Annotated in this window: 23 protein-coding genes and 1 other annotated feature; of the genes, 14 read left to right on the top strand and 9 right to left on the bottom strand. The window is 42.8% G+C overall.

Annotation, left to right across the window (positions count from 1 at the left end):
• Positions 1-9: 9 nt before the first annotated feature.
• The 4 genes from J2Z20_RS06010 to J2Z20_RS05995 all read left to right on the top strand — a co-directional run bounded on the left by J2Z20_RS06010 (position 10) and on the right by J2Z20_RS05995 (position 3,591).
• Complete coding sequence (locus J2Z20_RS06010; protein WP_209846449.1) at positions 10-789, top strand: NUDIX hydrolase; 780 nt, start codon at positions 10-12, stop codon at positions 787-789.
• A 46-nt stretch (positions 790-835) separates the two neighbouring features.
• Complete coding sequence (locus J2Z20_RS06005; protein ID WP_209846446.1) at positions 836-1,375, top strand: cysteine hydrolase family protein; 540 nt, start codon at positions 836-838, stop codon at positions 1,373-1,375.
• A 49-nt stretch (positions 1,376-1,424) separates the two neighbouring features.
• Entirely contained in the window at positions 1,425-2,876 is a 1,452-nt protein-coding gene (locus tag J2Z20_RS06000) for a nicotinate phosphoribosyltransferase (protein WP_209846443.1), read from the top strand.
• 214 nt (positions 2,877-3,090) lie between these two features.
• Positions 3,091-3,591 (top strand): hypothetical protein, encoded by a 501-nt coding sequence (locus J2Z20_RS05995; protein WP_209846441.1) that lies wholly within the window; start codon positions 3,091-3,093, stop codon positions 3,589-3,591.
• A 7-nt stretch (positions 3,592-3,598) separates the two neighbouring features.
• Here J2Z20_RS05995 and J2Z20_RS05990 read toward each other — a convergent pair whose 3' ends face one another.
• On the bottom strand, positions 3,599-4,114 hold the full coding sequence (locus J2Z20_RS05990; RefSeq protein ID WP_209847368.1) for a MogA/MoaB family molybdenum cofactor biosynthesis protein: 516 nt from the start codon (positions 4,112-4,114) through the stop codon (positions 3,599-3,601).
• A gap of 153 nt (positions 4,115-4,267) precedes the next feature.
• Here J2Z20_RS05990 and J2Z20_RS05985 point away from each other — a divergent pair, with 153 nt between their 5' ends.
• The 6 genes from J2Z20_RS05985 to J2Z20_RS05960 all read left to right on the top strand — a co-directional run bounded on the left by J2Z20_RS05985 (position 4,268) and on the right by J2Z20_RS05960 (position 10,450).
• Positions 4,268-5,296 carry a CobW family GTP-binding protein gene (locus J2Z20_RS05985; protein ID WP_209846438.1) on the top strand — a complete coding sequence of 343 codons (1,029 nt, stop codon included), beginning with the start codon at positions 4,268-4,270 and terminating at the stop codon, positions 5,294-5,296.
• A gap of 129 nt (positions 5,297-5,425) precedes the next feature.
• Positions 5,426-7,336 carry an OPT family oligopeptide transporter gene (locus J2Z20_RS05980; RefSeq protein WP_209846435.1) on the top strand — a complete coding sequence of 637 codons (1,911 nt, stop codon included), beginning with the start codon at positions 5,426-5,428 and terminating at the stop codon, positions 7,334-7,336.
• A 16-nt stretch (positions 7,337-7,352) separates the two neighbouring features.
• Positions 7,353-7,751: a PqqD family protein gene (locus tag J2Z20_RS05975; RefSeq protein WP_245251880.1), complete on the top strand. Its 399-nt coding sequence runs from the start codon at positions 7,353-7,355 to the stop codon at positions 7,749-7,751.
• 54 nt (positions 7,752-7,805) lie between these two features.
• Positions 7,806-8,049, top strand: a binding site (T-box leader).
• A gap of 55 nt (positions 8,050-8,104) precedes the next feature.
• Positions 8,105-8,839 (top strand): DALR anticodon-binding domain-containing protein, encoded by a 735-nt coding sequence (locus tag J2Z20_RS05970; RefSeq protein ID WP_209846432.1) that lies wholly within the window; start codon positions 8,105-8,107, stop codon positions 8,837-8,839.
• A gap of 94 nt (positions 8,840-8,933) precedes the next feature.
• Positions 8,934-9,383: a hypothetical protein gene (locus J2Z20_RS05965; RefSeq protein ID WP_209846429.1), complete on the top strand. Its 450-nt coding sequence runs from the start codon at positions 8,934-8,936 to the stop codon at positions 9,381-9,383.
• A 137-nt stretch (positions 9,384-9,520) separates the two neighbouring features.
• Positions 9,521-10,450, top strand: coding sequence for an S-layer homology domain-containing protein (locus J2Z20_RS05960; RefSeq protein ID WP_209846426.1), 930 nt, complete (start codon positions 9,521-9,523; stop codon positions 10,448-10,450).
• Between the two features lie 53 nt (positions 10,451-10,503).
• On the opposite strand, the gene J2Z20_RS05955 is transcribed toward J2Z20_RS05960, so the two are convergent.
• Together J2Z20_RS05955 and J2Z20_RS05950 are read right to left on the bottom strand one after the other, a co-directional pair.
• On the bottom strand, positions 10,504-12,597 hold the full coding sequence (locus J2Z20_RS05955) for an ABC transporter ATP-binding protein (RefSeq protein ID WP_280921729.1): 2,094 nt from the start codon (positions 12,595-12,597) through the stop codon (positions 10,504-10,506).
• Positions 12,597-14,354: an ABC transporter ATP-binding protein gene (locus tag J2Z20_RS05950; protein WP_209846423.1), complete on the bottom strand. Its 1,758-nt coding sequence runs from the start codon at positions 14,352-14,354 to the stop codon at positions 12,597-12,599. Before J2Z20_RS05950 ends, J2Z20_RS05955 begins: the two co-directional genes overlap by 1 nt.
• 495 nt (positions 14,355-14,849) lie before the next feature.
• On the opposite strand from J2Z20_RS05950, the gene J2Z20_RS05945 reads away from it, so the two are divergent.
• Positions 14,850-15,059 carry a DUF2524 domain-containing protein gene (locus J2Z20_RS05945; RefSeq protein WP_209846420.1) on the top strand — a complete coding sequence of 70 codons (210 nt, stop codon included), beginning with the start codon at positions 14,850-14,852 and terminating at the stop codon, positions 15,057-15,059.
• 128 nt (positions 15,060-15,187) lie between these two features.
• Positions 15,188-15,490: a HesB/YadR/YfhF family protein gene (locus tag J2Z20_RS05940; protein WP_209846417.1), complete on the top strand. Its 303-nt coding sequence runs from the start codon at positions 15,188-15,190 to the stop codon at positions 15,488-15,490.
• Positions 15,491-15,541: 51 nt separating this feature from the next.
• Here the strand turns inward: J2Z20_RS05940 and J2Z20_RS05935 are convergent, their stop codons facing one another.
• The 3 genes from J2Z20_RS05935 to J2Z20_RS05925 all read right to left on the bottom strand — a co-directional run bounded on the left by J2Z20_RS05935 (position 15,542) and on the right by J2Z20_RS05925 (position 17,833).
• Entirely contained in the window at positions 15,542-16,060 is a 519-nt protein-coding gene (locus J2Z20_RS05935) for an ADP-heptose synthase (protein WP_209846414.1), read from the bottom strand.
• 317 nt (positions 16,061-16,377) lie between these two features.
• Positions 16,378-16,821, bottom strand: a complete 444-nt coding sequence (locus tag J2Z20_RS05930; protein WP_209847360.1) for a DUF441 domain-containing protein — start codon at positions 16,819-16,821, stop codon at positions 16,378-16,380.
• 34 nt (positions 16,822-16,855) lie between these two features.
• Positions 16,856-17,833: a YpdA family putative bacillithiol disulfide reductase gene (locus J2Z20_RS05925; protein WP_209846411.1), complete on the bottom strand. Its 978-nt coding sequence runs from the start codon at positions 17,831-17,833 to the stop codon at positions 16,856-16,858.
• Positions 17,834-18,032: 199 nt separating this feature from the next.
• Here J2Z20_RS05925 and J2Z20_RS05920 point away from each other — a divergent pair, with 199 nt between their 5' ends.
• On the top strand, positions 18,033-18,629 hold the full coding sequence (locus J2Z20_RS05920) for a DUF2087 domain-containing protein (RefSeq protein WP_209846408.1): 597 nt from the start codon (positions 18,033-18,035) through the stop codon (positions 18,627-18,629).
• 214 nt (positions 18,630-18,843) lie between these two features.
• Here the strand turns inward: J2Z20_RS05920 and J2Z20_RS05915 are convergent, their stop codons facing one another.
• From J2Z20_RS05915 to J2Z20_RS05905, 3 genes are all read right to left on the bottom strand, one after another.
• Positions 18,844-19,368: a CcdC protein domain-containing protein gene (locus tag J2Z20_RS05915; RefSeq protein ID WP_209846405.1), complete on the bottom strand. Its 525-nt coding sequence runs from the start codon at positions 19,366-19,368 to the stop codon at positions 18,844-18,846.
• A gap of 26 nt (positions 19,369-19,394) precedes the next feature.
• Positions 19,395-20,183 (bottom strand): alpha/beta hydrolase, encoded by a 789-nt coding sequence (locus J2Z20_RS05910; RefSeq protein ID WP_209846402.1) that lies wholly within the window; start codon positions 20,181-20,183, stop codon positions 19,395-19,397.
• Between the two features lie 275 nt (positions 20,184-20,458).
• Entirely contained in the window at positions 20,459-20,791 is a 333-nt protein-coding gene (locus tag J2Z20_RS05905; RefSeq protein ID WP_209846399.1) for a winged helix-turn-helix transcriptional regulator, read from the bottom strand.
• Positions 20,792-20,945: 154 nt separating this feature from the next.
• Between J2Z20_RS05905 and J2Z20_RS05900 the strand changes: the two genes are divergently transcribed.
• Complete coding sequence (locus J2Z20_RS05900) at positions 20,946-21,713, top strand: DODA-type extradiol aromatic ring-opening family dioxygenase (RefSeq protein ID WP_209846395.1); 768 nt, start codon at positions 20,946-20,948, stop codon at positions 21,711-21,713.
• Positions 21,714-21,728 lie beyond the last annotated feature (15 nt).

The following is a 21,728-nucleotide window of genomic DNA, read 5'->3' as shown; positions in this document are numbered from 1 at the left end:
GTGATAGATATGAACCAAGAGGAAGAGCTACAAAAGCAATCTTATGATGTTAATAAATATCGTACGCCGGATGGAGCACCAGCAGATATTGTCATGTTTACAATTACGAAGCGTGAGCGGAAAATGATGACTAAAATGCTACCCATCTATGAGCTCAAAGTAATGCTCATTCGCAGAAGAAAGTGGCCATGTGCCGGTCTGTGGGCACTGCCTGGCGGCTTTGCAGGCGAAAATGAATCGATGCACGGCGCAGCACGCAGAGAGCTGAAAGAAGAAACAGGGGTAGATGGCGGACACTTAGAATATTTAGGCGTGTACAGTAAGCCGGGACGAGATCCAAGAGGATGGATTATTTCACATGCATTTTTTGCGCTGGTGGCAGAATCGGTTCTGGAGAAAAGGCGTGCGGCAGACGATGCGGAAGCAGTAGGACTGTTTACGATTCATGAAGCCTTGAATGAGCTTGAGCTTGCATTTGATCACCGTGACATTATAGAAGATGCTTACCGCCGTATTCAGCTGCAAATGCTTCAGACGACGATTGCAAAGCAGTTTTTGCCAGAGCATTTTACATTAGGTGAGTTGTACCAAGTTATCAAGACCGTTGTTCCTGATTTTGAAGAACCAAATTTTATTCGTAAAATAACGTCGACACGCAGCCGCAAGGGGATACTTGAAGAGGTTAGAGATGAGAACGGGAAGAAACTTAGCTCCAATCAATACTCTCAACGTCCAGCGCAGTTATACCGCTTTACCGATATTGTACCTAAGCTTTCTATATACACATAGATTTGTGTTGAAAGTTATTCATGTATAGGGCAGGGGAGGACAACGAATGAAAGCTCTCATTGTTATTGATTATACGAATGATTTCGTAAATGGCAGTTTGCCTGTAGGGCAGCCCGCAATCGATATTGAGGATACGATTGCTAGAATCACGGAACAATATGTGCAGCAAGGTGATTTCGTCGTGATGGCTGTCGATCTGCATGAAGCAGATGATCCTTATCATCCAGAGGCAAAGCTTTTCCCGCCCCATAATATTCGAGGCACAGAAGGTCGCAAGTTATTCGGCAAGCTGGATCGTGTCTATAATGAACATCAGAGTAAAATCTACTGGATGGATAAAACGCGTTACAGTTCATTTGCCGGAACGGACTTGGAGCTTAAATTACGTGAACGCGGCATTACAGAGGTGCATTTAGTCGGAGTATGTACCGATATATGCGTCTTACATACTGCGGTTGATGCTTATAATAAAGGATTTAACATTACGGTATATGAGGACGCTGTAGCAAGTTTTAATAGTGACGGGCACACTTGGGCGTTAACGCATTTTACAGGCAGTCTCGGAGCTAAAGTAATTCATAGTTAACAATGAAGAAAAAGGACTTTAGTTAGTCAGGCAGAGAGGGTGATGATGCATGGAGAGTTCAACTCTTGCATTGCATACCGATAAGTATCAAATCAATATGATGTACGCTCATTGGATTAATGGTTCGCATGAGCGGAAAGCAGTCTTTGAAACGTATTTTCGTAAACTGCCGTTCGGCAACGGATATGCTGTGTTTGCGGGACTGGAACGAATTGTGGAGTATGTTCGGGGCTTGCGATTTACAGAAGCGGATATTGCTTATTTAGCGAAACAGGAAGAAGACTATGCACCGGCATTCTTGGAACTGCTCAAGCAGTTTAAGTTCAGAGGAACGATTCACGCGATGCCGGAAGGTTCACTTGTATTTCCGAATGAACCGCTCATTCGAGTAGAGGGCACTATTTTTGAAACGCAATTAGTGGAGACAGCACTGCTTAACTTTATGAATTATCAGACGCTGATTGCGACAAAAGCGTCCAGAATTAAGCAGGTTGCGTGGAATGATGTGCTCATGGAATTCGGTACGCGGAGAGCCCAAGAAGCGGATGCGGCTATTTGGGGAGCACGCGCTGCTTACATTGCCGGCTTTGATGCGACCTCCAATATGCTCGCGGGCGAGAAATTCGGTATCCCAACCAAAGGAACACATGCGCATTCATGGGTACAAATTTTTGGCTCCGAGAAAGAAGCGTTTGAAGTGTATGCTAAGGCGTTGCCAGATCAAGTAACTTTGCTCGTAGATACGTTCGACACGCTCAAAAGCGGAGTTCCGCATGCCATTCAGACGGCCAAGCATCTTGAAGCGCAAGGGAAAAGAATGGGCGGTATTCGTCTAGATAGCGGCGACTTGGCTTACCTGTCTATTGAAGCACGGAAGATGCTGGATGAAGCGGGTCTCCATTATGTGAAAATTACGGCGTCGAATGACTTGGATGAAAATACGATTTTCAACTTAAAAGCACAGGGTGCAAAGATTGATTCATGGGGAGTAGGCACACAGCTTATTACAGCTTCGGACCAGCCATCATTGGGCGGCGTATATAAACTGGTAGAACGTGAAATGAACGGGAAGATGGAGCCTACGATTAAAATATCAGGCAATCCAGAAAAGGTAACGACACCAGGCAAAAAGGATGTCTTCCGAATCGTGGATCGTCAAAGCGGTAAAGCAGTCGCCGATTACATGTGCTTCCCAAATGAGGAAGAACCGCGCCGCGGAGGAAGACTAAGATTGTTTAATCCACTTCATCCATATCTTCAGAAATATGTTCAGAATTATGACGCAGTTCCTATGCTCGTGCCCATCTTTGTGAACGGTGAACAGGTATACGAATTGCCTACGCTGGAGTCGATACGGGAATATCACAAACAGCAGCTTAGTATGTTCTGGCCGCAATATTTGCGCAAGCTAAATCCAGAAATATACCGCGTAAATATGAGCCAGACGGTGTGGGAATTGAAGCAGAAACTAATCGCTGATCATTTGAAAGAAGAGGAATAATAGAGTAAATTATTTCTCGGGAAAGCGCAGAAATTGATAATAGTCGAGTGTAGTTCGGACAATTCGACAACACATGGAAGGAATAAGGCATGCCTCCTTGGCTGCAGCTAAAGCTGCGGACGGGAGGTTTTTGCTTGTTTTCGTATAGAATCAAGAGTCTTATGGCAATATAAGGAGAAATACTTTCTGAAACTTGGAAAGGCGGGACTTATGCATGAGACACGGAATTAAATTATTTATACTGATCAGCATTGTCATTAGCGTTGTCGGCTGCGCTCAGATGGTTAAGACGGAAGCGGACAAGTATAATATGAAGGCGAACCGTGAGGGGAACTTAAGAGCACAGACTCAGGGGAAAGGTCTCAATGGACATATATTACAGGAGATGAAGAGGCTGTTTGCAGAGCGGAATATAGAGCTCACGAATGAAATGTATGCCGAGGGAAGAGGCGGAGAAATAAGCTACATGTATTTTTTAAACGGGAACCCTCAGGAATTTGTTACACTGCACATTTATAAGAGTCCGAAGCAGCGTATGAAGAGAATAAAAGAATTATACGGCAAACAGAACGTCATTACGACGTCTACATCGAAAATCATTATTTACTCATATGACAAAAATGCGCTCGTCTACAGCTCTATTGGGAGCAGGCGAGGTGCTAACACGATCGCTGTGAAAGATGTGTTCTCAGAATTGGTTCGCAGACTGGATTAGCTTATATTTAAGTTGATTTACGAAGTTCACGCAGAACATGTGTCAGCTCCGGAATAATTAATCGCTCCATAGCCAGCTTTACAGCCCCTTTCGAGCCTGGCATAGAGAACACGGCGATGTTGTTATGTATTCCTGCAATTGCGCGGCTTAACATTGCTGCGGGTCCAATATCTTCAGCAAAGCTCAAATAGCGAAACAGTTCTCCGAACCCAGGCAATTCTTTATGAAGGAGATTCTTTACAGCTTCCCATGTTGTATCACGCGGAGAAATTCCTGTTCCGCCCGTGAGAAGAACCGTATCTACATGGCTGTTTGCAGCTGCGTTCTTAATGAGACGCTGTATCTCGTCATAATCATCACGAATAATTTCATAATGAACGACCTGATGTCCTCGTTCTTCCAGTAAAGAAATCATTAAATGTCCACTCGTGTCATTTTCCTTCGTTCGTGTATCGGATACGGTTATAACCATACAAGAGGCTGAAGAAGGTGCTACACTTTTATGCTCATCAACAGATCTCATCATGCATACTCTCCCTTTTATTTTAGCTGATCCAATCGCTTAATCATTACTATATTAGCATAACTAACTCATCTTGCTGAAGGGTTGCATGGATAGCGCGGTTATAGTAAACTCGCTTTCGTAGTTATACATATAAGAGCGGGAGAGACCACAATGAATGAACAACAAAATAAGGCAGTTCCTATATATATTTTATCCGGCTTTTTAGGAAGCGGGAAAACAACGTTGCTTAAACGGCTTATTCAAAACTTTCAACATTTAAATCTAAAGCCTGCGGTCATTATGAACGAGATTGGAGACGTCAACTTAGACGGTCTGCTTGTGGAAGAGCAAGTGCCAATGTCAGAAATGCTTGGCGGCTGCATTTGCTGTTCGATTCGCGGGGATTTGGGACTTGAAATTGCTAACCTAATTCAATCTGAATCCCCTGATGTCATCGTCGTAGAATCAACAGGTATTGCAAATCCAATGGAAATATTGGATGCAGTCACAGAGACTTCCTTGTACATGATGCTTGAGCTGAAATCGGTCATTACGGTCGTTGACGCAGCCCATTTGTTTGATTTGTATAAGGAACAGAAGGGGAAAACATACCGCCTTATGCAGGAACAGATCAGATGTGCGGACGTTCTTATTTTGAACAAAACGGATAGAGTGAGTTCTGAGCAAATTGATGAGCTTAAGCAGACGATTTCCCGTTGGAATCCTTTTGCGCTGCTGCAACCTGCAGTCCAATGTGATGTGGATCTCGGGCTGCTCCTAACGAATGACCGCACACAGCATACGGTTGCAGTTTCACAGGAGCAAGAACATCCTGATCTTCATCATCATGAGCACCACGAACACTACGAACATGATCATCATCATACAGACCATGACCATGTACATCACCACGTATCTCACGATCATGTGATGGTGTACACTCATTATTTTACTGGACCTATTGACAGCACTGCGTTCGAAGCATTTATAGCGGAGCTACCTCGTGAAGTGTATCGCGGTAAAGGAATTCTCTCTTTCACAGATACGTCGAGTCGTTTCTTATTTCAATACGCTTACCGAGAGCTTGATTTTATAAAAATCGATCCGCAAGGCCAAGTACAGGATGTCGCAGTATTCATCGGGGAGCATTTTGATAAGACAGTACTTATAGATCGGTTGAAAGCACTAGAACTTAACTAGAACTTAAATAAAGCGTAAAGAGTCTAATTTTTCCGGAAGCAGAAGGAGGAATTAGGCTTTTTTTTGTTTTAAAATAGTTTGTTACGGGCATCATATGTTTGTTTCTAACCGCTTAAAAGGAGAGATATTATGGAGCATAACGAAAAGACAAAATCTTCTTCTTTTGTGCCGTATATACCCGCCTCGCAATCATTGCCCGAGCTGACAGTAACGGCGATTGTGTTAGGTATAATTCTTGCGATTGTTTTTGCGGCAGCCAATGCATATTTAGGTTTGAAAATTGGTTTGACGGTCAGCGCATCGATTCCAGCTGCGGTTATTTCGCTTGCCATTTTGCGAGGGCTGTTTAAGAGAAAATCAATTTTGGAAAATAACATCGTGCAGACGATGACGACAGCTGGGGAAGCGATCGCTGCTGGTGCTATTTTTACATTGCCTGCTCTGTACATGTGGAACCTCATCCCAAGCTTGGCGAAAGTGAGTTTTATCGTGCTTGTAGGCGGATTTCTCGGAGTTGCGATGATGGTGCCGCTGCGCCGCCTCTTAATCGTGAACGAGCATGAAAATTTACCTTATCCTGAAGGCACTGCGTGTGCGGAAGTGCTCATTTCCGGTGAAACAGGCGGTAAAAGTGCAGAAATGGTTGTATATGGGTTCATCGTAGGCGGTTTAGTAAAAGCGCTGGGCGATGGAGCCATGTGGTTTAAGACAGAAATTGAAACTAAAGTTCTTCATTTCAGAAATGCGCTAATCGGCATGGATACATATCCCGCATTATTAGGTGTAGGGTACATCATCGGTCTGCGAATATCGGGGCAAATGCTTGCAGGGGGCCTATTCGCCTGGTTGGTCCTTATTCCTGCAATCAGCTTTTTTGGAGCTGGAAATACAGCTGCCGTGTTTCCTTCAACAACACCTATTCCGAAGCTCGATGCTTGGGGGGTATGGGAGAGTTATATAAGGTATATCGGTGCAGGAGCGGTTGCAGCTGGCGGAATCATCACCTTAGTGAAGACTTTACCGATGTTGTACAGTTCACTAGCTGCGACTTTAAGGAGCTTACAAGGAAATAGAGGCCCGAAAGTCGCCTTGGATCGCACGCATCGAGACATTCCAGCGATTTGGGTATTTCTTATGATTGCTCTGCTCATTGTCATTATAGCGTTTGCGCCTATTACGGAAGTCGGCATCATTGGCGCAATCGCGATCGCGATTTTCGGATTTCTGTTCGTAACCGTTGCCTCACGGATTGTCGGACTTGTGGGAAGCTCTTCATCTCCCGTATCAGGAATGACAATCGCTACACTGCTTATTGTTACTTTTATCTTTAAACTTACAGGATTAACAGGATCGATGGGCATGGTTGCTGCACTGACAGTGGGTGCTATTGTGTGTGTTGCACTGGCAGTTGCCGGAGATATTTCTCAAGATTTGAAGACGGGATATTTAGTCGGAGGAACGCCTTGGAAGCAGCAAGTGGCGATGATGATTGGTGTACTTGTCTCAGGGTTGTCCATTGGATTTATTTTATCCGTCCTTCACCAGACATATGGTCTTGGTTCTCAGCAATTGCCCGCCCCTAAAGCGGTGCTGATGAAACTAATCGTTGAAGGAATTATGTCTGAGAGCTTGCCGTGGGAACTGATTTTTATTGGAGCATGCTCAGCGATTGTTTTTGAGTTTCTAGGACTTAACTCTTTAACCGTTGCGGTTGGTATTTACTTGCCAGTCCATGTCAGCACTCCGATTATGGTTGGCGGGATTGTCCGCTGGTTTGTTGAAGCGGTCACTCGTAATAACGAATCTTTGTTAAAAGCCCGGGTGGAGACAGGCACACTGCTAGCCTCAGGTCTGATTGCAGGAGAGTCGCTGCTTGGTGTCATTATTGCCATATTAATTTGGCTGAATGTGCGCTTGCCTGAACGTATACTCTTTACTGGAAATGCACTCCCGTTTCTCATTTTCATTATCGTTACACTGCTCTTAGCTTGGGGGTCGATGCGAGCGAAGAGTGATGACATCAGAAAGCTGAATAGGTAAAGGAGCTGAGACGGTTATGGGAATGTGGATATGGCCTGTACTCAAACGCAAATCAAATGTTAACCAAAACCTGCTTCAGATGGTTCCGATATTGAAAGAACATCTAACCGTTCAATATGATATTGATGGAATGGGAATAGTTCTCGTTCCTAGATTAAGCTGGATTGAGCGTCAATCCGTCCGTTTTCTTAATCAGCCTGACACCATTACAGTGCAAGTTGATTTGCTCGGAAGTGAAGTGCTTAAGAGATGTGACGGAACATACAGCGTAGATCAAATTGCGGATGAGTTGACAAATAAATATGGTGAGCTCGCTGATCCGCTTCTTCCTCGCCTCGTCATGTTTACGAGGCAGCTAGAAATGATTGGATGGATCAAATGGATGGACAGCGATGATTACAAAACGGAACGTTAAAAATTCCGCTTGCATTTCACATGAATCCTTCATATAATAATATGAAATATATGGAAAATATTGTAGATCGGGACAGTAGAAAGAACTGCTCTCATACAAGCGAGCCGGGATGGTGGAAGCCGGTATGACCTTTCTTTCGAACCGCACCCAGGAAATGACTTTCTGAAGCATGGTTCATGTGAGTAGGAATGTCCGGTGAACACCGTTATCCGTTTCCAAGAGGGCTGGCAGAACATGTGTTCATGTATGCTAGTCACTAAGAGTGGTACCGCGGGACTCATAAGCTCTCGTCTCTTTAATAGAGACGGGGGCTTTTTTGCATCTATACAATGACCAATAAGGAGGACAAAAAGATGTTGATCAAGATGGCTGCTCAGGCTCTGTTACCCTATTTACATTTACCAGAGGAAGAAATCGTTCGCCTGCTTGAAATTCCTCCAAGACCGGAATTGGGTGATGTGGCGTTTCCATGTTTTACTTTGGCACAAGTATTCAGCAAATCTCCGGTGCAAATCGCGGCTGAATTAAGTGAGCGAATCGAGGCAGAAGGCTGGAAAGTCTCTGTATCAGGACCATATGTAAATCTATTTGTAAATCAGACAAAGTATGTTCCAAGATGGCTTGTTTTCGGGGACCTGAAAAATAACCGAATGAATGAAGTGGATTTTTCGATTGCAGATGCGCTTAATTTTGAAGGGGAAACCGGTCCTTATGTTCAGTACACCTACGCCCGGACACAAGCTGTATTGGAAAAAGTTATGAGCTCTGAGATAGAATCCAAACAGCAGTTAGAAGATCACGAAACGTCAGGGGATGAGCTTGTGGGCATGGCGGGATTTGAACTTTTGAAGCTGTTGACCCAGTATCCAGACGTGCTGAAGCGGGGAATTGATCGTAATGAACCTTCCATCGTTGCACGGTATTTGCTTGATGTTGCCAAGTCTTTTAACCAATTTTACAATAAGGAGAAAATTATTCATCCTGCACCTGAAGTTAGGCTAGCGAGAATTCGCCTCACATCACTTACGGCTAGCTGCCTCTCACGCATGCTGCACATGTTAGGGTTGCAGACGCCAAGCCGTATCTGAATGAAGTAGGAGCCATCTCAATATAAATCCATTGCTCAATTTCCAATCTTCCAGTAACATATATATTAAATAGAATGGAAAACAGGGTGCAAGTATGTCACACGAAATCATTATCGATACGGAACAATCTAGAGAATTATTTATGTACTTCGGGCTTGCCGTATATTATTCGCAGGCGCTGGAGCAGCAGCTTGCCAACCTTATTATGCTTATGAAATTGGCTGATGGTAAAGTTCCATCGGAAGAAGATTTCTCCGAGCTGTACCAGCGTAAACTGAGCAGCTCACTTGGACAATTGGTTCAAGAGATTCAGCATAATTTTGAGTTTTCAGCGGAGGAGACGGCGCAGCTTAGAGCGATATGGAAGCAGCGCAATTATATTGTCCACGATTATTTTAAAGAGCGGATTCAAGAGACGTTTACGGCAGAGGGCAGAATGCGTATGATCCAAGAATTGATTGAGTTCAAGGATCAAGCTCAGGCTTTGGAGACTAAGCTGCACATATATACAAAAGAGCTTTATGCCAAAATTGAACTCACTTGAACGATCTGTTAAAGCATAGCAATGATTCATCTCGTTAACCCTATCATACATATCAATATAGGTCTTAAGAACTATATTTTGACAACTTGAAACATATTATATTTTTTTGTCGTCAAGAAGGATGGAGGTGAAGATACATGGAGAAAAAGAAAACTCGTTCCATGGCTGCCTTTGTTGTGATTTGTTCAATGATGTTCGCCTCATCGGTGTCTGCCTTCTCAGACGTAACCGGTCAGCAGCAACAAAAAATCGTAGAATCACTGCAAAGTCAAGGAATCATTCAAGGTGTAAGTGATGATAAATTTGCGCCAAATGATGTTGTAACTACAGCTCAAGCATATCAGCTTGCAGTAAAGGCGTTTAAACTTCAAACGGTGAAAAGTACCAGCTCTTCCGATATAAAGTGGAAAAAGGTACCTGAAAATGCTTGGTATGCAGAATCATTGCGTATCGCAGCTCAGAACGGTGTTCCTGTCCCTGCTGATATCGATCCCTTAAAGGCAATCACAAAGGAAGAATTCGCACGCATTGTGTATAAAGCGCTATCAGCGACAACCAAATTTCCTATGATAAGAATTTATGTTCCGATTGCTGATGAGTCGGATATAAATTCAGATAATATGGGCAGTATACAAGCGCTGTTAACTTTAAAAATCGCACAACTCGATGAGAAGAATCAGTTCCATCCACAGCAAAATATTACACGGATGGAGGCAGCAACGATCATCTACAATGCGATTGAATTTGTAAATTCACATCAAGACAAACCAGTTCAAGATTCGAAAGAAGAAGTAACCTATACGGTTGAAAAAGCTAGTGATTCCTTAAACAAAGTAGTTCTTATCCGGAGTGAGCAACCGAATCCTGGATATGGCATTTCGATTGCAAAAGTCGAATATACGGGCGATAATAAAGCGATCATTTATTACGAGCTGACTTCTCCAGAGCCAGGACAAATCTACGTACAGGTCATTACAAAAGCAAAGGTAGAAACATTCATCTCTAATCAATATAAAGTTATTGAAATCCGGCCATTCAACAAAGGTACAAACGGAATTACGAAATAGACTATCTGAAAAAGGCGCCCTTCACTTAAAGAGAGGGGCGCCTTTCTGTACCTCTACACTACTGCGTTAGGTACCGTATTTAATTGACTAACAGCAACTTGTTCAGAAGAAGTATTCGATTCCGTGGAACCTTGCTGTAATTGATACATTTGATAATAACGGCCTTTCAATTCCATTAGTTCATCATGAGTACCCTGCTCAACAATGTGTCCGCGGTGAAGTACGAGAATTTGATCTGCACTGCGGATGGTGGAGAGGCGGTGAGCAATGATAAATGTTGTGCGGCCTTTCTTAAGCACTTCAAGCGCGGATTGAATGATCGCTTCGGTCTCTGTATCAATATTAGATGTGGCTTCATCTAATATAAGAATGGCAGGGTCAAAAGCTAGCGCTCTGGCAAATGAGATGAGCTGGCGTTGACCAGCAGACAACGTGCTGCCTTTCTCCACGACAGGCTCATCGAATCCTTGCGGCAAATGAGCTAATATACGTTCAGCGCCTACATCTCGAAGTGCTTTTAGGGCGGTCTCTCTGCTGATTCTTTCATCGCCAAGACTGACATTCGAGGCAATCGTTCCCGTAAATAAGTAAGGATCCTGAAGTACAATGCCCATATGCTGACGCAGCCACTGCTTCGGAATTTCCTTCACGTCTTGACCATCAATGGTAATCGTTCCTTTCTGCGGATCGTAGAACCGGAACAGCAGATTGATGATCGAGCTTTTCCCTGAGCCCGTGTGACCAACTAAAGCTACCGTCTGTCCTTGTTTAGCTTCGAAGGAAATGTTATTTAGGACGTAATCTTTTTTATAAGCAAAAGATACATCTTTGAATGTGACGTTTCCTTTGTAGCGCGGCATCGAACCCTCTGTCACATCTTCACCAGGTTCATCCATGAGTTGAAATACTCTGCCAGCAGATACGAGTGAAGAATCCATCGTTGCCAGCTGATTGACCATCCCTATAATCGGATGAAATAGACGGTTCAGCACATCGACGAATGCGTACAGCACCCCCATAGATACGATACCTACTCCATTTAAGGCAGCAGATCCGAAAAACCAAAGTACAACTGTGAACGAGAAGTTGCGAAGAACATTAACAAGATTATGGGAAGTTAACGCATTCAAGTTGAGCATCTTGTTCTGATAAGTCATATAATCTTTGTTCAGGGCTTCAAACTCATCGCTCGTCTGTTTCTGGCGGCGAAATACACGGATAATCGACATTCCTTGGATGGATTCATTGATGATTGCGTTAATTTCACTCAGACGTGAGCGAATAACGGTATTATATTTGGTTGCAAATTTGCGGTAGAGCGCAATCCATCCAATGATAACCGGAACGATGAATAAGCAGACAAGTCCAAGCCGAACATCAAGTAAGAATAAGGCTACATATACGCCTATCATATTAATAAATCCTGAGAAGAAATTAGATAACACGACGACGAACAAATCTTTAACAGCTTCTGTATCGTTCGTAACACGGGAGACGACTTTACCAGCAGGTAAGTTATCAAAGAAATGTACAGGCAATCGCTGAATTTGAGCGTATAAATCCATCCGCAGTTTCTGAATGACTTTGTTCGCTGATGATTGCAGCCAGTATGTTTTTCCGAACTCCGCTACAATCGAAATAAATAAAAATAAGAAGTACCATCCAATCAATTTGATAATGCCCGGCATTTCTAATTTATAAAAAGCTAATAGTTCTTTAGCAGATAGCCGCTCAGCTGCATAAGTCTTGCTGGTTTCACCATACGAGATGGTCAACTTCCCGTCACTCAGTGATTTCTCACCTTCGGTAGAAGTGACTGGCTCGTTAACGAAGACAAATTGTCGGCCTACTTCCAGTATTCGTACTTCATGTCCTTTTGTTTCACCAGCTTCGAAACGTTCGCCTCGTTTGTACCATTTCCCTTCATATTGTGCCGCGTTATGAGTAGAAGTTGTCTCATAATACGGTTTCTCAATGCCAAGCAAATGATCATCGATCATCGTCTTTGCAATGAATGGTCCGGCCAAATTTGCTCCAACGCCAATGGCTAATAATATAAGTGCGGAGATAAATGTTTTCTTTGCGGTTAATGCGTATTGGAATAACCTTCGATTAACTTTTGTGCTTTTTGTACTCATAGTACTCATTAGGAAACCTCCTCTATAGAGAGATTGGATTCCACCTGCTGCCGCTCGTATTGTTCACGGTACCAACCGTCTTGAGCTATCAATTGCTGATGGGTTCCTTGCTCGATAATTTTGCCTTGCTCTAGAACTACGATCCAGTTTGCATGCTCTACAGCGGACAAACGGTGAGTAGCGATTAGCGTAGTCTTTCCGGCGCGCTTCTCACGAATATTCTCGATGATTCGCGCTTCTGTTCTAGCATCTACTGCTGAAAGCGCATCATCTAAAATTAATATGTCTGGTTCTGAAATAAAAGCTCTGGATAAGGATACACGTTGTTTTTGTCCGCCGGAGAGAGCTATCCCTTTCTCACCGACCAGCGTATCCAGTCCATCGGATAATGTCTCTAAATCACGATCGAAAGAAGCCGTACGAATCGCTTCAAGAACTTCCGCATCACTTGCGTTTGCCTTACCGAATTGAATATTTTCACGCACCGTTTTCGAGAACAGAATTTGTTCTTGCGGAACATAACCGATCCAGCTGTGCAGTTGGTCAACACGAATAAGTTCGATGGGTACACCCGAAATGAGAATATCTCCCGTACCCGTAGGATATTCGTGCAGAAGTTGTTTTAGCAAGGTAGATTTGCCGCTTCCTGTCCGGCCGACAACCCCTAATGTCTCGCCGCGGTTAATCCGCAAATTGATATCCTCTAGATTGTTAACTGCAGAAGTTGGATATCTGAAAGTAACATCTTTCATTTCGATCGCTTCAAGCTCCTTCACATCGATTGGATCCTTAGCATCTTGGACATCAGGAGCAACAGACAGCGTTTCATTGACACGATCAAGTGAAGCGCCGCCGCGCTGCATGACATTAATTAATTCACCGATTGCGAACATCGGCCAAATCATCATCCCTAGGTACATGTTAAACGATACGAGATCCCCTAGGGTCAACTCATTATGAAATACAAGATACATCCCGTAACCAAGTGCAATGACATAACTGAGGCCTACACTTAAATTGATCGTAGGTTCAAAAAGGGCATCCAATTTAGCAACGGCGAGGTTTTTACGGTACACGTCATCAGTGATATGCTGAAAGCGCTTCTGGTCATTTTTCTCTTGCACATATGCGCGAATAACTCGCACACCTGCGACCGACTCTAACACTTGATCATTCATATCTCCAAAAGCATCTTGCGCTACCGTATAGCGTTCGTGGATAGCTTTGCCGTAAATGCTCATCGCAACAGCGATGATCGGCAGCGGGAGAATAGCAGCAAGGGTCAATTTCCAACTTATTAGTGTACCCATTGCAACGAGAACGACACTGAAGAAAATCGTTGAGTCTGTTAAGGTCAACATCCCGAATCCGGCGGTTACAGCGATGGCGCGCAGGTCATTAGTCGCTCTTGCCATCAGGTCACCTGTACGATTTCTTTCAAAGAATGGAGGTGTCATCCGCAGTAAATGCGCCATATAGCGATTTCGTAAAATACGTTCGAGTAAGTTCGAACCTCCAAACAACTGATACATCCATACATAGGTGATGAAATAAATGAATAAAAACATACCGGCCGTAGCAAGTATGTACGTTGTCAGCGCTCTCCATGTAATAGATCCGCTCGCAATATCATCAATTGCGATTCCTAGAATGCGGGGTGGAAGCAGCTCCGCGATACCCGCGATAATGAGGAACAGTACGCCAATGGTGTACCGCAGCCTCTCTTGTTTAAAAAACCATTTTAAATTTTTAAGTACTGAAAACAAGAAAATCCCTTCCTTTCGTCGTTAAGCAACTGCTTGTGTTACCTTAAAGGGTCTTAAGAAGTCACAAAAAAGGCATATCGTCCGTAAACGATATGCCTTGGATAACTCAGGTTCATAGCGTACGTTACTTGAAAGACAAGTAACCGCAGCTAGTTAAATGTATGACGTTTCGTGAGCAGGCCTCATTAGAAGCCTTCAACTTAAGAAGGTATCACCAGCAGGGTTACTTCGGTATTCGATTGTTGATTGGCTAAGCGCAATCTGAGGTTGATAGTTCATTATGATGTTGGACACCGGATTCACCCTTTCTTTGGAAATTAATTCAAATTCAATCTCGTATGCTGACGATTGTATCACCCGTTTCAAACATTTGTCAATTTTTATTTTTTGTGTTTAGCATTTAATCTGCGTTCGGCCTGCGTATAGTTTTGCCGCAATGTCTTATAATATGACGGAACAACAAGGTTATGATGAGATCTAAGGAGGCAGACAAGATTGACAGAAACTTTTTCTTTTGACAACCTGGAGAGCGACTATGATTGCGCTCACGCAAGTCAAGATCTTCCTCGTTTGAAGGCTCAGCTGGAAACGTTGCGAGCACAAGCTGGCAGTCCAGCAGCATCGTCTCACAGTCTGGAAGAGCAGATCAATCGCTTAGAAAATCAAATACATTTTATTAAAACGAAATGCTCAATCCCTGATTAAACACTTGGATAATGAATGATTACGAACTGCCCCTCTATAAGGGGCTATTTGTATTTTACAAGCATATTGAGCTATGATAGAAAGAAGATAATGACCCATCGTTTATATCGTTAGAGGGGAGAAATGAGATGAATATACATGTATCTGAGGAAGCTGCCAAATGGTACAGGAAGGAATTAGAGCTTCGAGAAGGAGATTCAATACGGTTCTTTGCTCGTTACAGTAATACGAGCCCAATCCATCCAGGATATTCACTCGGCATTTCCGTGGAACAACCGAAGCATCCCGGATTTCGTACGGAGGCAGGCGGTCTGACATTTTTCATGGAAGAACATGATCTATGGTATTTAAGAGGTTATCGGCTTAATGTAAAATATTTAGATTCCATCGACGATATCGACTATGTGTACGAAGAGGAAGCGGAAGCGTAAGGCAGTTAATAAAACTCCTTTCTCAGAAGAGAAGGGAGTTTTTTGTGTTTGTTACAGCGGGTCTTTTATGATGGGAAACTGCTCAACAGCAAATTGGAAATCATTGATATCATACACTTCGACCGGAATTTGTGCAGATATAATTCGCTCAATAAATTCGATCTGATCTGTTAATATTGGAATCCCTTCTCGCTGCGAAGTTAGTACAAGTTCGGTCTCAACAGGGTCCATGAACTCTCCAAATTGAGCGGTATCGAGTGCATTGATGACAGTAAGCTCAATTTTTTCGCTGAGCAGGATTGACGGGCTTTTTGTCCATGGTATTTGCAGTGCCTTCTGAATCTTTTTATGATTAAGCGGCTGTTCTATGTAAGTGATCAGTTCGTCAATTATTTGTTTAACGTGCCGATCATCCTCGGGTTCAGTCATTAGCGACTCAGGGCTGTGCCTGAATTCATATAGTTCCATAAGGCTTGTATAAGGTACAATATATGTTACGGGTTCTGATGGAAGCAATAACTCGCCATAGATTGCAACCATCACCGCCTCGATTACAAATCGTCGTGACATCTTTTATCCTCCTGAAGTCGGTACGGCTATGTTAATAACATAACATATTAAATGACTTATGACGATCAGCGATCTTAGAGAAAAGAGGTAAGAATTTTGAAAGATTGGAATGTTTATTTTCGGTTTGTAAAGCCTTATACCAAATGGATTATTATAACGCTTATCGTGGGTCGGAATTTACGCCGATTAAATTTGGGTGATGGAGAATAGAATGATTGTCGAGCACGGTACCCACGAGCAATTAATGGAGATGGATGGCAGCTACGCAAGGCGTTATAATGTACAGCATCTCGAATCTTAGGTTCGGATGCTGTGCATTATGATTTGCCGATTAGGAGCGATAGAAGGCCCGCCGCGATTAAAGGACCGACAGGGACGCCTTTTAAGAAGGCGACACCAAGTACGGTTCCAATTAGTAGACCTGCAACAACTGTAGGATTAGTTGCCATTAAGGCAGCTCCGCGGCCCCCAAGATAAGCGACAAGGATGCCGACCCCAATTGCAGTCAGCGACTTCCAATGAAGAAAAGTTGATCCGATCGTTTCTAAGCTGATTTTGCCGCTGGCAAGCGGAGACATGACGCCTATGGTCAGAACGATAATTCCGACCGTAAGGCCGTATTTCTCAAGCCAAGGAAATGCTTGATGCAAATGAGTGATTCGAATAAACAGCAGCACAATCATTGCGATTGTAATGGGTGTATTGCTGCTTATTAAACCAAGCGCTGCAAACAGCAGTAATATGAGCGATGAATAATCGATCTGAGCCATAGCATTTAATCTCCTTTTCACTTAATTAACCTTTCGCTTTAATATATTGTGCAATCAGCTTACCATGATCGCGTCCTGTCTCGATAAACACTTCATTGGCATTGCTGCCGGAAGCAATAACACCCGCAACGAACAATCCTGGGACGTTTGACTCCATCGTCTCTGGATTATAATGCGGTTTATCCTGATTGTCATCGAGCTCTACACCTGCCGTAGTAAGCAGCTTGCGATCAGGTCTAAATCCCGTTAAAGCAAGTACAAAATCATTTTCTAATGTCTGAATATTCCCATCACGATCACGATAATGAATAACGTCCTGCTCAATACTTGTCACTTGGGAAGAAAGGTGCAGTGTGATTCGTCCTTTATTAACCATACTCTCAAATAACGGCTTCACCCAAGGTTTAATATTACCGGAGAGATCTTCGCCGCGATAAATAACGTCGATCTTAGCACCCACACGCAGCAGTTCCATAGCGGCGTCGACAGCGGAATTGCTGCCCCCGATAATTGCTACCTTCATACCGCTGTATGGATGGGCTTCTCTGAAGTAGTGCGTCACTTTGTCCATATCTTCCCCAGGAATCCCAAGAAGATTAGGGTGATCGAAGTAACCCGTGGAGATAATGACGTTCTTCGCTTTATACACATGATTTGTTCCAGTGCTTTTCGTTGTATGCACTTCAAACGTACCGTCCTGTTGACGTTCAATCGTGGTTGCTTCCTCGTAGGACTGAATTCTTAATTTATAGTGATCAATGACTCTCCGATAGTAGGTAAGAGCTTCGTGACGAAATGGTTTGTCATTAGGTGTTGCGAAAGGAATATTTCCGATCTCAAGCATCTCTGCTGTACTAAAGAACTGCATATGTGTTGGGTATAAATAAATCGAATGAACGACAAAGTGTTTTTCTATAATAAGTGCAGATAAACCTTGTTTCTGGCATTCAATTGCAGCCGAAATTCCGCACGGTCCAGCGCCGATAATAATAACGTCTTCCATATTATTTAAATCCTCCTTCAATTATGCGTATGTAAAAAGTCAAGTAATCTCATCTTATCGTAAATGAGGTGCAAATACCAGTGTGAACACACGCATTTGCGCTTGACACGCTTTTATAATTAGATTAGTATCAAATTAGATGAATAGCTAATTTCATGATTTTACAAATTATATAAATACTGAAGGAGTGTTCCATACGATGCAGCTCGAGAAAATGGTTGCTTATCATAAAGCATTAGCTGATCCCACTAGACTGCGGATGCTTTTTTTACTGGCTGAAGGCGAACTTCACGGTCAAGCATTGGCTGAGAAATTGAACATTTCTCAACCGACAGTAACACACCATGCCGCCAAATTAAGGGAAGCCGCACTCATCAAAGAACGGAGAGATAAGAATACGGTATATTTCTCCATTAACCCGTATTTTATTGAGAAGTCAGCTCAGGCGACGATCAATTTTATTTTGCACAAGGGAGGTGAAGAGAGGATGGATCATCAGGTGAATGAGTCACTTAAGGAATCTGTAGTGCGCAATTTTTTCGCCAAAGATGGCAGACTGAAGCAAATTCCTGCTCAATATAAGAAAAAGCTTATTGCCCTGCAGCATATGGCTGAGCAGCTTGAACCCGGCCGTTCTTACAGTGAGAAGGAAATTAACGAGTTCATTAAACAGTACCATGAAGATTTCGCCACAATACGGCGGGAATTCATTATGCACCAATTTATGTACCGCGAGGACGGCGTATACGAGCTCAATCCGCGTGAAATGTGGACGAAGTGGGAGAATGTAAAGTAGTTTCATAGAGCTAGCGTGCTGTTATTGAGATTACTTATATGGGGGTGAATGTGTCGTGATGGGAGGTTTCAATGTGACGACTGTCGCATCCTAGGGGTGGTTCATGATCTGAGCTTAGGCAAGGCTCTAATGCTGAAGTTGAAGATTTCTTCAAAGGGCTAGAATAAGTATAGAAAAGAGCCACTTGTAGAAAGCGACTCTTTTTAATTCCGATTTATTGATTAGGCTGTGTAACCATTAATGTATTTGCCTTGCGTATAAGATGAATATTAAACCCGATGTAATAGGTTACAAGTATACAAAGCACTGCAATGGTCAGAGGATCTTTGGAAAAGTCATTCAAAGACCCGTAATTGTTATTTTCCATCGATGTCATCATTTGATACATGAAGTATAATCGATAACCAATTCTGTAAATGAATAGTGCAATAATGATCATCCCGATTGTCGTATTGGGCCTATAATGCCATCTATTGTCATGCTCTTCATATGTTGTTGTTCGAATCGATACAGTTAACAAAATGCCTCCCAAGACGACCCCCAACACATCATAAATGATGAAGCTATGCTGACGAACGGAGTAGGATAATGCAAGAAGTGCAAGAAGTGAAAATATGATGATCCTCATATAGAGCCTTCTCTTCACAATAAGCTGAAGTCCTACGTTTCTTCTAACACGGCGATATAACCCCCATAAAATTAAAACCGCTGGCAGCAAAAATGAAATATGCTGATTCATAAAACACTTCCTTTATCGTTATTTTATTACTCGTTACGGAGTGGAAGCCATTTTAATACGTCTTGAATTTTCGCATCCCAATACCCCCATTCATGTGAGCCCGGACCTTCTTCGTATGTATAAGAGAAATTTGTTTGCTCGGCCGCTTGCCGAAATAATTGATTATCCTCATATAAAAAATCTTCTGTTCCGCAACATTGGTACAACTTAGGCTTAGGCCCCTCAGATTGTTCACATTGCTTCAGCAACCAGAACAAATCATTTGGAGTTCCCTCAATGCTTTCTTCTCCAAACACATGGGTATAGTTTAATGAAGTGTTCTGCCATTCTGGACCTCGGAAAACAGGGTTCGCCATATTGAGTGCTCCAGATAAGCTAGCCGCAGCGGCGAATTGGTCTGGGTTAGAAAGTGCCAGCTTGAAGGCACCATATCCGCCCATGGATAAGCCGGCCACAAAATTGTCATCTCTTGCACTAGACAACGGGAAGAAAGAGCGGGCAATACGAGGCAGCTCTTCACTAATAAAGGTCCAGTAACGTCTGCCATAGGCCATGTCAGTGTAGAAACTAAGATGAACCTGGGGCATGACAACGGCTAAGCCCATCTCAGAGACATATCGTTCTATGGACGTGCGTCTGATCCAAATCGAATCGTCGTCCGACAGACCATGCAGAAGATAGAGAGCAGGGTTCAAATGACTTCGCTTCACGTTCTGCATACCTATTTGAGTTGCTGTTTGTTCAGGTAAAATAACGGTCATTGACGTGCTAAGACCCAATACTTCTGAATAAAAACGACATTCGATTAGAGCCATAACAAATCTTCCCCTCCAAATGCTGTAGAATAGCCTGTTCTAATTGTATGGTAAGATTATACTATGTACCAGCGATGTAAATAAATATTTCTATTCTCATAATGAGATCTAGACCGTAACGGGATTGAAATTTATGTTGACCGACCTAGAGCGGAGTGGAAGCGTAACGAGTTCGGGGAATTTGAAGCCGAATTAATACCTATGACAAAAGCAGCCTTTCCTTTATGGTGTCACTTCACAGTTCACTTCAGGAATGGCTGCTTTTTCATACATATTTATCGTACAGTTGTTTCTTCTTCCAGTTCAATCCACTGCTTGCACCATTGTTCCATATCCCGAATAATCGGTTCCAGAGCAAAGCCTTTCTCTGTAAGCGAATATTCAATACGGACCGGAATTTCAGGATAGATATGCCGATTGACAATTCCTTCGCTTTCTAAATCCTTAAGACGTTCAGACAGCAATCTGCCGCTGATTGGAATGGAAGATTCAATGGTACCAAAACGTTTAGGACCGGATAGAAGTTGATAAATGATAAGGACAGTCCATCGTTTGCTTAATAATTGCATCCCTTTTTCAAATCTAGGACAAAGGGTCGATTGGTCCATCTTGATTCACCTCAATTTCAATACACTTAAATTATAACATAATATATAAAATACATAAAGTAATGTAATAGAAATCTATAACTTGACGTTTGTTAATTGTAATAATATAATTACTTACAATTAGTAACTAATAAGAGGCGCGGAGGTTATGAATATGTTACCCTCATTATTTTTGGCACATGGATCACCTATGTTGGCTATTGAGAATACGGAATACACTCAATTTTTGCAAAGTTTAGGAAAGCAAATTCAGCCTAAGGCTATCGTTATTTTTACAGCGCATTGGGAAAGCGATGTGATGACAATCTCATCTGTTGATGGTGAATATGATACGATTTATGATTTCTATGGTTTCCCAGATGAATTGTATCAGATTAAATATCGTGCGAAAGGTTCACCAGAGCTCGCTTCCCGAATTCAGCAATTGATGTCGGATCAAGGTATTAAGACTCAAACGAACGATCAGCGGGGGCTTGATCACGGATCATGGACATTGCTGCACCGGATGTATCCTGAAGCTAACATTCCTGTTGTCCAAATTTCTGTCCATCCGTTTCTCTCGCCAGAAGTTCAATTTAAAATCGGTGAGGCACTGCGCGGTCTAGGCAACGAAGATATTCTTATCATCGGCAGCGGCGTAACAGTTCATAACTTAAGAAGAGCTAATTTCAATGCCACATCCATCGAATCTTGGGCCGTTGAATTTGACGATTGGCTCATCGATAAAGTGGAGTCTAAAGATTATGAATCGCTTTTCAACTACCGATCCATCGCTCCATATGCTGTGGATGCCGTTCCAAGACCAGAGCATTTCGTTCCTTTCTTTATCGCGCTAGGAAGTGCAGATGAGAATCACGAGGCTAAGGTTATTTATCGTAGTTATGATTTTGGTAACCTCAGCTATCTTTGTTATCAATTTTAATCCGCACTTCATATA

Origin of the sequence: Paenibacillus sediminis, assembly GCF_017873765.1 — a bacterium.
Taxonomy (GTDB): domain Bacteria; phylum Bacillota; class Bacilli; order Paenibacillales; family Paenibacillaceae; genus Paenibacillus_AG; species Paenibacillus_AG sediminis.
This window is presented reverse-complemented; position numbering and strand designations above follow the sequence as displayed.

Bases quoted from the DNA above. Each gene is read 5' to 3' on its own strand.
- J2Z20_RS05900 (WP_209846395.1), top strand. From the start codon at position 20,946: ATGTTACCCTCATTATTTTTGGCACATGGATCACCTATGTTGGCTATT.
- J2Z20_RS05965 (WP_209846429.1), top strand. From the start codon at position 8,934: ATGTCACACGAAATCATTATCGATACGGAACAATCTAGAGAATTATTT.
- J2Z20_RS05985 (WP_209846438.1), top strand. From the start codon at position 4,268: ATGAATGAACAACAAAATAAGGCAGTTCCTATATATATTTTATCCGGC.
- J2Z20_RS05980 (WP_209846435.1), top strand. From the start codon at position 5,426: ATGGAGCATAACGAAAAGACAAAATCTTCTTCTTTTGTGCCGTATATA.
- J2Z20_RS05935 (WP_209846414.1), bottom strand. From the start codon at position 16,060: ATGTCACGACGATTTGTAATCGAGGCGGTGATGGTTGCAATCTATGGC.
- J2Z20_RS05990 (WP_209847368.1), bottom strand. From the start codon at position 4,114: ATGAGATCTGTTGATGAGCATAAAAGTGTAGCACCTTCTTCAGCCTCT.
- J2Z20_RS05905 (WP_209846399.1), bottom strand. From the start codon at position 20,791: ATGGACCAATCGACCCTTTGTCCTAGATTTGAAAAAGGGATGCAATTA.
- J2Z20_RS05970 (WP_209846432.1), top strand. From the start codon at position 8,105: ATGTTGATCAAGATGGCTGCTCAGGCTCTGTTACCCTATTTACATTTA.
- J2Z20_RS06010 (WP_209846449.1), top strand. From the start codon at position 10: ATGAACCAAGAGGAAGAGCTACAAAAGCAATCTTATGATGTTAATAAA.
- J2Z20_RS05915 (WP_209846405.1), bottom strand. From the start codon at position 19,368: ATGAATCAGCATATTTCATTTTTGCTGCCAGCGGTTTTAATTTTATGG.
- J2Z20_RS06000 (WP_209846443.1), top strand. From the start codon at position 1,425: ATGGAGAGTTCAACTCTTGCATTGCATACCGATAAGTATCAAATCAAT.
- J2Z20_RS05940 (WP_209846417.1), top strand. From the start codon at position 15,188: ATGAATATACATGTATCTGAGGAAGCTGCCAAATGGTACAGGAAGGAA.
- J2Z20_RS05960 (WP_209846426.1), top strand. From the start codon at position 9,521: ATGGAGAAAAAGAAAACTCGTTCCATGGCTGCCTTTGTTGTGATTTGT.
- J2Z20_RS06005 (WP_209846446.1), top strand. From the start codon at position 836: ATGAAAGCTCTCATTGTTATTGATTATACGAATGATTTCGTAAATGGC.
- J2Z20_RS05920 (WP_209846408.1), top strand. From the start codon at position 18,033: ATGCAGCTCGAGAAAATGGTTGCTTATCATAAAGCATTAGCTGATCCC.
- J2Z20_RS05955 (WP_280921729.1), bottom strand. From the start codon at position 12,597: ATGAGTACTATGAGTACAAAAAGCACAAAAGTTAATCGAAGGTTATTC.
- J2Z20_RS05925 (WP_209846411.1), bottom strand. From the start codon at position 17,833: ATGGAAGACGTTATTATTATCGGCGCTGGACCGTGCGGAATTTCGGCT.
- J2Z20_RS05910 (WP_209846402.1), bottom strand. From the start codon at position 20,183: ATGGCTCTAATCGAATGTCGTTTTTATTCAGAAGTATTGGGTCTTAGC.
- J2Z20_RS05995 (WP_209846441.1), top strand. From the start codon at position 3,091: ATGAGACACGGAATTAAATTATTTATACTGATCAGCATTGTCATTAGC.
- J2Z20_RS05975 (WP_245251880.1), top strand. From the start codon at position 7,353: ATGGGAATGTGGATATGGCCTGTACTCAAACGCAAATCAAATGTTAAC.